Here is an 11,742-nt window from a genome sequence, read left to right as displayed (position 1 = left end):
CACCCACTCGAACCGAGAACTACACCCGGCGGGCCGGAACGGTGATTCCTCGCGCGTCGAGGATGGGACGCACTCCCTCGGCGAAGTGATACGCCTCCTCCAGATGCGGGTAGCCCGAGAGGATGAACTCGTCGAACCCGGCATCGTGATACTCCCCGATCAGGTTCGCGACCTCCTCGTGTGAACCGACGAGAGCCGTACCCGCGCCGCCACGAACCAGGCCGACACCTGCCCACAGGTTCGGGTAGATCTCGAGCGAGTCCTTGCTGCCGCCGTGCAATGCGGCCATCCGGCGCTGCCCCTCGGACTGCGAGGACGAGTGCAGCGCGTGTGCCTGAGACACTTGCTCTTCGGGAAGCTCGTCGAGGAGCTTTTGCGCGACGGCCCAGGCCTCTTCGGACGTGTCGCGGCTGATGGTGTGCAGGCGAATGCCATAGGTGAGCTTGCGGCCCTCGGCGTCCGCGAGCGCCTGCACTTTCTCGATCTTGGCGCGAGCATCGGCCGGTGGCTCGCCCCACGTCAGGTACGTCTGCACTCGCTTGGCTGCCACGGCCAGAGCCGGCTCGGAGGAACCGCCGAACCAGAACTCCGGCAATGGGTCCGGCGCTTCGGACACTCGCGCATCGGCGACCTTGAAGAACTCACCCTCGTGGTCCACCGACGGCTCGGTCCAAATGCGTTGCACCAGTTCGAGGAACTCGTCGGTGCGGGCGTAGCGCCGATCGTGGTCGATCCAATCCCCGAAACGACGCTGTTCGACGTCGTCGCCACCGGTGACGATGTTGAACAACACACGCCCTTCCGAGAACCGCTGCAACGTCGCGGCCTGCTGCGCCGCCAACGTGGGCGGTGTGAGGCCGGGGCGGAAGGCGACGAGGAACTTCAGCCGTCGGGTGCTCTGCAGCAACGCGGCCGTCGTCAGCCATGCGTCCTCGCACCACGTTCCGGTCGGGGTCAGCACACCCTCGAAGTCGAGTCGGTCCGCGGCCTGAGCGACCTCGGTGAGGTAGCGCAGCGACGGGCGTCGAAACCCGGCGGGTTCGCGGAGGTTGCCGGATGCATGGGACGCGCCGACGATGGAGCGGCCGTCGCCAGCGGTGGGAAGGAACCAGAAGATACGTGCGGTCACGTGTGAACTCCTACGACGTGGTGGGTGATCAGTTGGTGGAGGCGGTCGCGCCCGCGATGGCGTCGCTGTAACGCGTGTCGACGAAGTCCTCGAACTTGTTCCCGCCGGGGATACTTCCGCTCTCGACGAACGCGTCGAAGAGCGCCTGCTCGGAGTCGATCACAGTGTTGTCCAACGCAATTGCGGGTCGCTGGCTTCGTCCCTGCGCCAATTCACCCGCGGCCGGGTCGATGCCGACGGCCGTGGAGTACGCCGCCGCCCACTCGGTCGGATTGGCGTCCGCCCATGCGGACGCCTTGGCCAGACGAACCACGAAGTCCTGCAGCGCAGTGTTTTTCGCGGGATCGTCCAGCGCCTGCTGCGACGCGATACCGAAGCCGTAGCCGTTGGCCACGCCCTCCGCGGTGGTCAGCGTCTTCGAGCCGTTCTGGACCTGCGCGATCGCGGTGAACGGATCCCAGATCGCCCAGGCATCGACCTCACCCGAGGTGAATGCCGTCAGCGCATCGGCAGGCTGAAGGAACACCAACTGAACGTCATCGGTGGTCAAGCCGGCCTTCTGCAACTGCAGCAGCACATGACCGTGCGCCGAACTTCCCTTGCCCACTGCGATCTTCTTACCCCGAAGGTCTGTGAACGACGCCAGAGTCGAATCTGCCGGCACGAGAATCTGATCCCCACTCGCATCGTTGCTGTAGGCGGAGACGACCTTGATTCGCGCGTTGGCTGCCACACCGAACACCGGCGGCGTGTTGCCAGTGACCGCGAAGTCGATCTGGCCGGCCGTTGCGGCCTCCACCTGCGGCGGGCCGGAGGTAAAGGTGGAGAACGCGACGTCGTAGGGAGCCGAGTCGAGCTCACCCGACGCACGAAGCAGGGCCTCGGTGCCACCCTTCTGGTCGCCGACGTCGAGGGTGACCGTGGCGAGCTGGTCGTTGGAGACGAGTGCGGGGGCTTCGGTGGTCGCGGTGTCGCTGCCACGGGAGACGCAACCGGTCAGCCCGACGACCGTCAAGGAGAGGGCAGCGAGTATCCCGACGGCGCGCAGCGATCGAGAACGAGCGTGTGACGACATGCTGAAAGATCCTTCTTATCAGTGAAATTGATGGGTCGGCGAACTGGAAGATCAGTGGACGCCGAGAGCGCCGAGCAAGTGAGTGCGAATGCGAGAGAATCCGGCTGTTCCCCGGTCGCGGGGACGAGGCAGGTCGACGGGGACGGTCTCGGAAACGGCACCCCCGTCGAGCACCACCACCCTGTCCCCCAGGGCGATTGCCTCGTCGACGTCGTGGGTGACCAGCAGAATGCCGAAGCCGTGCCGTCCCCACAGATCGAGCAAGAGAGACTGCATGGTGAGCCGCGTGAGTGCGTCGAGGGCACCGAACGGTTCGTCGAGGAGCAGCAGTTCCGGCTCCCCCACCAATGCCCGCGCCAACGCGGCGCGCTGAGCTTGCCCACCGGACAGTGTGAGTGGCCATGCGTCTCGCTTGTCGGCCAGACCTACCTCGTCGAGAGTCGCGTCCGCAGCAGTCAGCGCGTCGTTACCCGTGACGCCCGCGGTGTTCAGACCGTAGGACACATTCTGGCGGACCGACCGCCACGGAAACAGGCGTGGTTCCTGGAATGCCACCGCGGGATGCCCGGCCACATGCCGCTCCCCCGTATGGTCGGTCGACAGTCCGGCCAAAACACGCAGGATGGTCGACTTGCCGGAGCCGGATCGCCCGACCAGCGAGACGACTTCGCCGCGTTCGATGGACAGGTCGACGCCCTTCAACACGTGGCTGGATCCGTAGAACTTGTCGATGCCGTGCAGGGTGGCGACGGAGGTCGTCGTCGTAGTCATGAATCAAGCATCCAATCGGTAACGGAGGGCGCGCTTTTCGAGTACTCGCACGATGCCGTCGGTAGCGATTCCCATCAGGGCGTAGACGACGAGCCCGAAGATGATGGTGTCCACACGCAGGAAGTCCCGTGCATTGTTGATGATGTAGCCCAGCCCGGATTCGGCGTTGATCTGCTCGGCCACGATCAACGACAGCCACGCGATGGCCAACGACTGCCGAAGTCCCACCAGAAGCTGCGGTGCGATGCTGGGCAGGATGATCGTCGTGAACCGCTGACGCCGAGAGAAACCGAGTACGACGGCCGTGTCCAGGAAGTCACGATCGATCTGACGGATGGCCGAAAACGTGTTGAGGTACAGCGGGAACGCGACTCCCAGAGCGACCAGCAGGATCTTGGGAGTCTCGCCGATCCCGAACCACAGAATGAACAGCGGGATGAGGCCGAGGTGCGGGAGTGCGCGCAGCATCTGCAGCGGTGGGTCGACGGTTGCTTCGGCGAGCTTGGACAGTCCGACGAGTGCTCCGAGCGCCACCCCAATCAGCCCGCCGAGCACAAGCCCCTGGACCACGCGCGTGCCGGAAATGGCCAGCGCGTCGGCCAATTCACCGTTGCGCAGCAATTCCAGACCCGCGTCGAAGATCAGCGACGGGGCGGGCAGAACCCGTTCGGAGAGAACTCCGGCCGCGCTGGCGATCTGCCAGAGGACGAGCAGTGCGACGGGCGACAGAACGCGAAGGACGGTCCATCGATACCGCTGCCACACCGACTGTGTCGGTGAAACGGGTGCCGGGCCGCCCTGCACGTCGCTGACACGCGTGGCCACGGGTCCCGCGGGTGGGGCGTACGACGTCACGACCATATTCACGTGCCTTCCACTTGATGACGAGCAGGTTCGACTCACCACCATCTGTCACGATGCCGGTCCGAGACCAGGGTTCGAATCAGCGTGAATGCAAGTCGGGCAGAATCGGACATATGACTGTCGAGCCCATCCACACCGAGCGCCTGACCCTTCGTCTGTACGAACCCGACGACGCAGAAAGGATTCTCGCGTACTACAGCGACCCGGAGGTCTGCCGCTACCTGCTCCACGAAGCGTGGACTCACGCCGATGCGGTTGCTGCGGTGGGCAAACGGATGAAGCGATCAGGATTGAACACCCAGGCACTCGCGATGGTCGTCGAACACGAGGGAACTGTGGTGGGCAACGTCGAGGCGTGGTTGATCGACGGATCCCCGGCTCTCGTCGAGCTCGGGTGGACGTTCTCCCCCGACGTGGCGGGCCGCGGATATGCCACAGAAGCGGTGAACGCGTTGGTCGAGCACGTGTTCTCGCTACCTCAGATTCACCGGATCAGCGCACAGCTGGACGGCCGCAACGACGCGTCGGCCCGGTTGGCGGCGCGGGTGGGGATGCGTCAGGAAGCGCACTTCCGCCAGAACTGGTGGTGCAAGGGTGAATGGACCGACACCCTCGTCTACGCGATGTTGCGCGGGGATCGCTGACCACCACAGACCGGCCGAGTTGTGCGGAGGCACCGTGAGCAGAACCCGTGAGTGACGTCTCGACGCCCGGCCGTCGTTCGTCGTTTCGCCGGTTTCTGACGGCCGCAGTGATCAGCTCGGCCGGCTCGTCGGTGACAGCGGTTGCGATGCCCATCTTGGTAGTGCAGCTTCTGGACGCGACACCCTTCGAGGTCGGGGTGGTGAACGCTGCACAGTTCATCCCATATGCGGTACTCGGGTTGGTCGCCGGGGTGTACGTCGATCGGTGGCGTCGCAAGCCGATTCTGGTGTGGGCCAGCGTCGGCCGCGCCTTGACGCTCGGCGCTGTGCCGCTTTTGTGGCTCGCAGGCCTACTTCACATCTGGGTACTGATCGTCGTATTGCTCTTGTTCGGATCCTTCTCGGTGTTCGGATTCGCGGCGATGCAGTCGTTGCTGCCTCGGTTGGTGCCACGCGGTCAACTGGTGCAGGCGAACGCTCGACTCGACCAAGCCGACGCGGCAGCAACGACATTGGGGCCGACAATCGGAGGCGGACTCGTAGGCTTGCTCGGCGCTCCCGTGGTCATTGCTGTCGATGCCATCAGCTATCTCGTCGATGCAGCACTCAATTCGAGTCTCGATGTGGACGAGCCTCGAACTACTGCTCACGACCGCAACCTCATTGGCGAAGTACGTGACGGTCTGAAGTTCACGTACCGCCACCGCACGCTCAACCCGCTCGCTGTCTCGACACACGTGTGGTTCCTCGCCAACGGAGCCGCATTGACCGTGCTGTCGCTCTTCGCGCTCCGCTCGCTCGGGTTCAGCGCCTACACCTACGGATTGCTGCTGACGACATTCGGTGCCGCCAGCCTGCTGGGAGCGTCCATCGCCCACACGCTCAGCAAGCGACTCGGGCCGGGTCCAGCAGTCATCCTCGCCCGCACGCTGTATCCCCTCGCCTGGATTCTCGTGGCCCTCGCAACCGACACAACGGTCGGCCATGTTCTGCTTTTCGCGGCCCTGGGCCTGCAAGGCCTCGCGGCGGGCGCGGAGAACGCGAACGAGATGGGGTACTGGCAAGCGCTCACCCCGGATGAGCTGCTCGGGCGTGTGAATGCAACCAGGCGCTCCATCAACCGCACCATGGCCGCCCTCGGTGCCGTGATCGCGGGCCTGTTGGTCAGCGCGATCGGTGAACGACCGACCCTGATCGGCGTCATCGTCGTATTCACCATCGCCGCAGCCATAGTGGCATTCTCGCCACTGCGACACCCTGAAGCCGAGTTCTGACCAAGCATCCCAGTGCTGTGTCCGCGACGTAGCGCGTTCACTTCGCGACCATCTTTCGTTCGGTTCCTCGACATCGGCCGGTGACCGGAGTGCGACAGTCTCCGGGGAACTTCACTCGAACTCATAGGAGTTTCACGGATGACCTCGCGTCGTAGAGCAGCCCTGCTGGGCACACTCGCACTCATTTCTTTCGCATCCGCGTCGATGGGCACCGTTGCCACTGCCGCCCCGGCCCGGACGGCGTCGCCGCTGTGTCAGGTCGCAGCCCTCATCCCGACCGGATCGTCTTCGGGCCTCGGTTACCAATGTGCCGAAGCCGGTGAGCTTCTCGATCTGCCGATCGGCGAAGTGCGTGCGACGCAACCCTCGCTCGGGTACGACGAGGTGTATTACAAGCTCGGTCGATACACACTCGGCAAGGACGAGATCAACAAGAAGTTCGACGACTGGTGCGAGGCCAACGGCCAGGAAGAGGCCGCCTCCGCGTTACCCGATGCACGACTGGACAATCCGTCGTCGTTCACCTGCACCGTCCCCGTCGGCCAGGAAACGCCCGACACCATCGCGCCGATGAAGACTGTCGTCATCGGGCCGGGCGGTGTGCCTTACCTGACCGACGGGCACCACACACTGACCTCGTTCTATGAAACAGCCGACGGCGGACCGAATCTGCACCTCCGCCTGCGGGTGGTCGCGAACCTCAGTGACCTGAGCACCGCCGATTTCTGGGCGCGAATGAAAGCCGAGAAGTGGGTGTGGAACTACGACGTCGACGGTAACGAGGTTCCAGTGGAACAACTGCCGTCGGGAGTCGGCCTCGCCAAGTTCCAGAACGACAAGTACCGCAGCCTGATGTACTTCGCCCGCGACATCGGCTTCACACCCGGAACCATCCCGTTCCAGGAATTCTATTGGGGTGCATGGGTTCGCGACTCGGCGGAAGTCGACATCAGCGGCTGGGACAGCAACAACCTGGCGAGCTACCTGAGCACCGTCGAGTCGGTCTCGCGCGCGCAGGTCGCGGCCCCGAAAGACAGTGTGATCGACAGTGGCCGGACCGCAGCGGAACTCGGCGCTCTGGACGCCTGGAACGACGGGAAGGCAGCCGGCAAGGGCGAGTTCGGGAAGCTCTCGGCACCGTACTCGGACGACAAGCCCGGCAAACTGGCCTACGCCTTGCAGTACAAGTTGGGACTGCCCCGGTAATTCCACGTCGCGTCAGTTCCACGTCGCGGTAGATCCAAGTCATGTCGCCGGGCCGGCGTCGTCACAGACCGGCCCGGCGGCGCGACCGCAACCGCAAGGCCACGAGGACGACGACAGCAAACACGACAGTCATGACGACGATCTTCTGCAGGATTTCGGCATACGCGTCGACCACGTGCCAGTTCTCGCCGAGCTGATATCCCGCGGTGACGAAAATGGTGTTCCAGATCAGGCTGCCGATCGTGGTGAGTACGAGGAACTTCACCATTCCCATCCGCTCGATTCCGGCGGGCAGGGAGATGAAGCTGCGAAACAGCGGGACCATGCGGCCCAGCAACACCGCCTTCGAGCCGTGCTTGGCGAACCACGCTTCCGTTCGGTCGAAGTCGCTGGCCTTGATCAGTGGGATCCGTGCCACCAGTGCTCGCGTGCGCTCGCGTCCGATGAGCGCACCGACCGCATAGACGATGACCGCGCCCAAGACCGAGCCGAGCGTGGTCCAGAAGAGAGCGGCACCGAAGGAGAACACTCCCTGACTGGCCGAGAACCCGGCAAGTGGGAGAACGAGTTCGCTCGGGATCGGCGGGAACAGATTGTCGGCACCGACGACAACGGCGGCACCGGGGCCGCCGAGCGCATCTATGACGCCGACCGCCCATCCGGCCAGCCCGTCGAGTTGCTCGGTTTCAGCAGTTGCGGCAATCAGCAAGTCGGACATATTCATTCCCCTGTTCGTTGGTGTTGCTTGTCAGGAAGGACGCTGAAAACGCTATGAACTTCCTGATTGCGGGACATCGAGGAATGCCGTCGAACATGCATGGGGCTGCCCCCGTGAAACCTTGCGGTTTTCCGCAGTATCAGCGGACACATACCCGGCTACGCTGCATGCGTGCTCGAAAACGACGGCGTCCATCCACCTGACCTGGCGGATCGCATTGCCGTCAGCTCACTTCTTCGGCAATGGTTCGGTGCGCTGGTCGGTGTTCTGCTCGGTAGCCTCACGGCGATCGCGGCCCTGCTGTTCTCGGTTGCGGCAGTACTCGCCCTCACTCTGGCGCGCATCCTCGGCCGCTGGGGAACGCCACTTCGGAGGGCAGTCGATGAGAGCACACTGGCGTTGTCCGAGTTGGAGATTCGTCGAATCACTCGCTTTCATGGCACGGTGCACACGGATGCGGCGACCCCTCGACGTTGCCGCTGGTATCTCGGGATGCGCTGGTCTATCGGACTACTCGGAATCGGCGTGGTCCTTCTTCTGATGCTCTGTCTCGTCGTGGCCGGCTCGATGATCTCGGCGTGGATCCTGAACGGCAGCTGGGGCCTGATCGAGAACTCCGACCGAGTCGACGGTGGACTCGTAGCGGTCGCAGCCTTGCCTGGGATCCTCTTGATCTTCGTCGCGGCCGTCGGCGTGGCCGGGGTGGGATCGCTGGATCGTTGGTTCGTCATCCAGGTACTGGGCCGGCAGTCGGATCGGTTGCTGCACCAGCGGGTTGCCGAACTGACGAGCAGCCGCGATCACGTTGTCGATGCCATCGACGACGAACGCCGCCGCATCGAGCGCGATCTGCACGACGGTGTACAGCAGCAATTGATTGCTCTGGGGATGCTCATCGGCCGGGCCCGCCGGGCCGACGAACCCGACAAGGTGCACGAGCTGCTCGCTCAAGCCCAGGCAACATCGCAGGGGGCGATCAGCGAGCTACGCGAGGTCGCCAACCGGGTGTACCCGATCGCGCTCGACAAGGACGGCCTGCGCGCAGCTGTCGAGACGATGGCCGAGCGCGCCAGTGTTCCCGTCCGACTCACCTACGAACTGACGGAGAGACTACGGCCCGCTGTGGAGGCGGTCCTCTATTTCGTCATCTCGGAGGCTGTGACCAACGCAGCCAAACACGCCTTCCCGAAACTGTTGGAGGTCAACGTCACTCACCAGAAGTTCGACCGCGCTCTCGCGACCATCACCGATGACGGTCCCGGCGGGGCCGATCCGTCCGGTACCGGCTTGTCCGGGCTGGCCCGCCGCGTCGCGGCCGTGGACGGCACCCTGACCGTGCACAGCCCGGACGGAGGCCCGACCGTCGTGATGGCGAGCGTCCCATGCGGGTGATCGTTGCCGAGGACTCGACGCTGCTGCGTGAGGGACTGGTTCGTCTGCTCGCCGAGGAAGGCCACGACGTGATCGCGTCCGTAGGTGACGCCGACGCGCTCCTGGCTGCCGTGGAACGGGACCGTCCGGACATCGTGGTTACCGACGTCCGGATGCCTCCCGATCACAGTGACGAGGGACTACGGGCAGCACTGACGATTCGCGATCGATGGCCCGAGGTGGCGGTTCTCGTGCTTTCCCAGTACGTCGAAAACCGTTACGCAGCAGAGCTGATCAGTGGATCCGGAGGCAAGGTCGGCTATCTGTTGAAAGACCGCGTCGCGCAGGTCGACGAGTTTCTGGACGCCCTCGACAGGGTGGCCGGCGGCGGGACTGCCTTCGACCCGGAAGTGGTGCGCCAGCTGCTGTCACGCACGACCCGATTGAATCCACTCGAACGACTTACTCCCCGAGAGCGCGATGTTCTCGAGCTGATGGCGCAAGGTCTCACCAACGCGCGGATCGCAGCCGATCTGTACATCTCGGTGAGCTCGGTCGAAAAACACATCAACGCTGTGTTCGACAAACTCGGATTGGCGAACTCCACCGGTATGAGCCGACGCGTCATGGCTGTGGTGGCCTACCTGCGAAGTTGATGTCGATCGGGGGTAGGCGTTGCAGAGCAAGTCTGGGGCTCATGACGTCCGGTACCCTGTCGCGTCATGAACCTGAAGCTGTGTGTGCTGCTGTGGGCGTCGGACGGACAAGAAGACGCACTCACCCGCTACGAGGACACGGTGCTGGACCTGATTCCAAAGTACGGCGGCGAAGTGGTGAGCAGGGTCCGCCGCGTCGACCCGGGCGACGGACCACTCGAGGTACAGGTCATCCACCTGCCGGACGATTCGGCCTTGAAAGCCTACTTGGAGGACCCCGAGCGGCTTGCACTCGCCGATGTCCATCGCCGGGCGGTGGCGAGAACCGAGATAATTCACGTGGAGACGCTCGTCTGATGGCTGCGCCGGGCCGGTGCGTCTACCAGCGATCGACGTGCAGAACCGTCTCGATCGGATCCCGCGGAGCGACCTTGAACGTCTCACCCGTGTAGTACGCCGTTGGAATGAGCGCACCCTGGTGGAATCCCTCGGGGATGCCGAGTAGCTCGGAGATCTCTGCTTCCTTCGCGAGATGGATTGTCGTCCAGGCCGTTCCGAGGCCACGAGCGCGTGCGGCCAAGGCGTAGTTCCACACCGCAGGTAGCAGCGAACCCCACAGTCCCGCTTGGTTTCCTGCCGGAAGCGTCTTACCGGCCTGGATGCACGGAATCAGCAGCACCGGAACTTCACCCATGTGCTCGCCGAGCCATCCGGCACTGTCTCCGACGCGCTTCTGCACCGATGCGCGTTCCGGATCGTCGGCGAACAAGGCCGATGCGGAATGCTTCGATGCCTGATACTCGGCGAACAGTTCTCCGTAGATCGCACCGATGCGGGCACGAAGATCAGGATCGGTGACGACGATCCACTGCCACCCCTGCTTGTTCGAGCCGGACGGTGCCTGCAGCGCGATCTCCAGACATTCCTTGATCAGCTCCATCGGCACCGGCCGCGTCAGGTCCAGGCGCTTGCGGACGGTGCGCGTCGTGGTCAGCAGTTCGTCGGGAGTCAGATCGACAATCGGAAAGGAAGTCACCTCTCGATCATGCACCATGCGGTCACCTCTGGGCCCGATCGACCAGTTCCTCGTTCGCAGCGTCCCACTGCGCGGCCATGGACCTGCCCCCGTGCCCGTCACCCTCGTCGACGACGAGTGTCGATCCGGGCCACTTCCGGTGCAGACGCCACGCAGTGAGGGCGGGTCCGGATACGTCGAGTCGGCCGTGGATCAGGACGCCCGGGACATCACGTAGACCGCCGGCACGATCGAGCAGAGGCGGATCGCAGAACCCGTCGTGCGACCAGTAATGCGTGGCCAGCCGCACGAAGGCCAGGCGGAACCGGTCATCCTCCCACCTGGGATCGCGTCGGATACCGCCGGTGCCGATCGAAATGTGGACGTCTTCCCACAATGCCCATTCTCGGGATGCGCTGTCGCGCAGTGCAAGGTCGGATGAATTCAACAGACGGTCGTAGGCGTCGACGATTCGACCGTGCCCGCGGCGATAGCCGACGCCGGCCTGCTCGGCGAACGTGGCGAAACGATCCCACGCCTCGGGGAAGATCGCGCCGACGCCCTCGGTGATCCAGTCGACCTCCGCGCGGCTGGTCGTAGTGACGGCGCACAAGACAATGCCGAGGACACGCGTCGGATGCGCAAGGGCGTAGGCGACGGCGAGGGTGGATCCCCAGGACGCGCCGTTGACGATCCAGGCGTCGATGCCGAGGTGCTCACGCAGGGCTTCTATATCGGCGATCAGGTGCGCAGTGGTGTTGGTAGCCAACGACGTCGAGGGATCCGACGCATGCGGAGTGGACCGTCCGCACCCGCGCTGCTCGAATCCGACTGCACGAACACGGGACAGGTCGAAGTGTCGACGAAACTGACTGGCGTTCAGAGTTCCGCCTGGTCCGCCGTGCAGGTATACCGCCGGGACTCCGTCCGAAGGACCCCATTGCTCCCAATAGATTCGCTGCCCATCCCCTACATCCAACATCCCGTGCAGTGTCGGACGGTCGTGGTCGAGTGTCATG

The 11,742-nt window shown here is 64.2% G+C and carries 13 protein-coding genes; 6 read left to right on the top strand and 7 right to left on the bottom strand.

The annotated features are described in order from the left end of the window. Positions 1 to 19: 19 nt before the first annotated feature. Genes CH286_RS17110 through CH286_RS17095 form a run of 4 tightly spaced genes read right to left on the bottom strand, consistent with a single transcriptional unit; the run spans position 20 to position 3,836 of the window. On the bottom strand, positions 20 to 1,129 hold the full coding sequence (locus tag CH286_RS17110; protein ID WP_032402581.1) for an LLM class flavin-dependent oxidoreductase: 1,110 nt from the start codon (positions 1,127 to 1,129) through the stop codon (positions 20 to 22). 28 nt (positions 1,130 to 1,157) lie between these two features. Continuing rightward, the gene (locus CH286_RS17105) at positions 1,158 to 2,204 is read right to left on the bottom strand and encodes an ABC transporter substrate-binding protein (protein WP_094609848.1); all 1,047 of its coding nucleotides are present in this window, start codon (positions 2,202 to 2,204) and stop codon (positions 1,158 to 1,160) included. Positions 2,205 to 2,255: 51 nt separating this feature from the next. Next, a complete protein-coding gene (locus tag CH286_RS17100) occupies positions 2,256 to 2,975 on the bottom strand; it encodes an ABC transporter ATP-binding protein (RefSeq protein WP_094609847.1) in 720 nt (239 codons plus the stop codon). Between the two features lie 3 nt (positions 2,976 to 2,978). After that, positions 2,979 to 3,836 carry an ABC transporter permease gene (locus tag CH286_RS17095; protein ID WP_080734286.1) on the bottom strand — a complete coding sequence of 286 codons (858 nt, stop codon included), beginning with the start codon at positions 3,834 to 3,836 and terminating at the stop codon, positions 2,979 to 2,981. 116 nt (positions 3,837 to 3,952) lie between these two features. Here CH286_RS17095 and CH286_RS17090 point away from each other — a divergent pair, with 116 nt between their 5' ends. The 3 genes from CH286_RS17090 (at position 3,953) to CH286_RS17080 (ending at position 6,963) form a co-directional block, all read left to right on the top strand. Further along, positions 3,953 to 4,483, top strand: a complete 531-nt coding sequence (locus tag CH286_RS17090; RefSeq protein ID WP_037148642.1) for a GNAT family N-acetyltransferase — start codon at positions 3,953 to 3,955, stop codon at positions 4,481 to 4,483. A gap of 47 nt (positions 4,484 to 4,530) precedes the next feature. After that, positions 4,531 to 5,757, top strand: a complete 1,227-nt coding sequence (locus tag CH286_RS17085; RefSeq protein ID WP_094609846.1) for an MFS transporter — start codon at positions 4,531 to 4,533, stop codon at positions 5,755 to 5,757. 138 nt (positions 5,758 to 5,895) lie between these two features. Next, positions 5,896 to 6,963, top strand: a complete 1,068-nt coding sequence (locus CH286_RS17080; protein ID WP_094609845.1) for a ParB/Srx family N-terminal domain-containing protein — start codon at positions 5,896 to 5,898, stop codon at positions 6,961 to 6,963. 61 nt (positions 6,964 to 7,024) lie between these two features. On the opposite strand, the gene CH286_RS17075 is transcribed toward CH286_RS17080, so the two are convergent. Next, the gene (locus CH286_RS17075; protein ID WP_094609844.1) at positions 7,025 to 7,681 is read right to left on the bottom strand and encodes a DedA family protein; all 657 of its coding nucleotides are present in this window, start codon (positions 7,679 to 7,681) and stop codon (positions 7,025 to 7,027) included. 171 nt (positions 7,682 to 7,852) lie between these two features. Between CH286_RS17075 and CH286_RS17070 the strand changes: the two genes are divergently transcribed. The 3 genes from CH286_RS17070 to CH286_RS17060 all read left to right on the top strand — a co-directional run bounded on the left by CH286_RS17070 (position 7,853) and on the right by CH286_RS17060 (position 10,065). Continuing rightward, positions 7,853 to 9,073 carry a sensor histidine kinase gene (locus CH286_RS17070; RefSeq protein WP_094609843.1) on the top strand — a complete coding sequence of 407 codons (1,221 nt, stop codon included), beginning with the start codon at positions 7,853 to 7,855 and terminating at the stop codon, positions 9,071 to 9,073. Continuing rightward, positions 9,064 to 9,708, top strand: coding sequence for a response regulator (locus CH286_RS17065; protein ID WP_094609842.1), 645 nt, complete (start codon positions 9,064 to 9,066; stop codon positions 9,706 to 9,708). Before CH286_RS17070 ends, CH286_RS17065 begins: the two co-directional genes overlap by 10 nt. A 66-nt stretch (positions 9,709 to 9,774) precedes the next feature. Next, positions 9,775 to 10,065, top strand: a complete 291-nt coding sequence (locus CH286_RS17060; RefSeq protein ID WP_094609841.1) for a DUF1330 domain-containing protein — start codon at positions 9,775 to 9,777, stop codon at positions 10,063 to 10,065. 22 nt (positions 10,066 to 10,087) lie between these two features. Here CH286_RS17060 and CH286_RS17055 read toward each other — a convergent pair whose 3' ends face one another. Next, the gene (locus CH286_RS17055) at positions 10,088 to 10,744 is read right to left on the bottom strand and encodes a nitroreductase family protein (RefSeq protein ID WP_094609894.1); all 657 of its coding nucleotides are present in this window, start codon (positions 10,742 to 10,744) and stop codon (positions 10,088 to 10,090) included. Between the two features lie 22 nt (positions 10,745 to 10,766). Beyond that, positions 10,767 to 11,741 (bottom strand): alpha/beta fold hydrolase, encoded by a 975-nt coding sequence (locus tag CH286_RS17050; RefSeq protein ID WP_094609840.1) that lies wholly within the window; start codon positions 11,739 to 11,741, stop codon positions 10,767 to 10,769. Position 11,742: the final 1 nt, after the last annotated feature.

This window comes from Rhodococcus sp. WWJCD1 (assembly GCF_002258735.1).
Lineage (GTDB): Bacteria > Actinomycetota > Actinomycetes > Mycobacteriales > Mycobacteriaceae > Rhodococcoides.
This window is presented reverse-complemented; position numbering and strand designations above follow the sequence as displayed.

Bases quoted from the DNA above. Each gene is read 5' to 3' on its own strand.
- CH286_RS17105 (WP_094609848.1), bottom strand. From the start codon at position 2,204: ATGTCGTCACACGCTCGTTCTCGATCGCTGCGCGCCGTCGGGATACTC.
- CH286_RS17100 (WP_094609847.1), bottom strand. From the start codon at position 2,975: ATGACTACGACGACGACCTCCGTCGCCACCCTGCACGGCATCGACAAG.
- CH286_RS17095 (WP_080734286.1), bottom strand. From the start codon at position 3,836: ATGGTCGTGACGTCGTACGCCCCACCCGCGGGACCCGTGGCCACGCGT.
- CH286_RS17090 (WP_037148642.1), top strand. From the start codon at position 3,953: ATGACTGTCGAGCCCATCCACACCGAGCGCCTGACCCTTCGTCTGTAC.
- CH286_RS17080 (WP_094609845.1), top strand. From the start codon at position 5,896: ATGACCTCGCGTCGTAGAGCAGCCCTGCTGGGCACACTCGCACTCATT.
- CH286_RS17075 (WP_094609844.1), bottom strand. From the start codon at position 7,681: ATGTCCGACTTGCTGATTGCCGCAACTGCTGAAACCGAGCAACTCGAC.
- CH286_RS17065 (WP_094609842.1), top strand. From the start codon at position 9,064: ATGCGGGTGATCGTTGCCGAGGACTCGACGCTGCTGCGTGAGGGACTG.
- CH286_RS17060 (WP_094609841.1), top strand. From the start codon at position 9,775: ATGAACCTGAAGCTGTGTGTGCTGCTGTGGGCGTCGGACGGACAAGAA.
- CH286_RS17050 (WP_094609840.1), bottom strand. From the start codon at position 11,741: ATGACACTCGACCACGACCGTCCGACACTGCACGGGATGTTGGATGTA.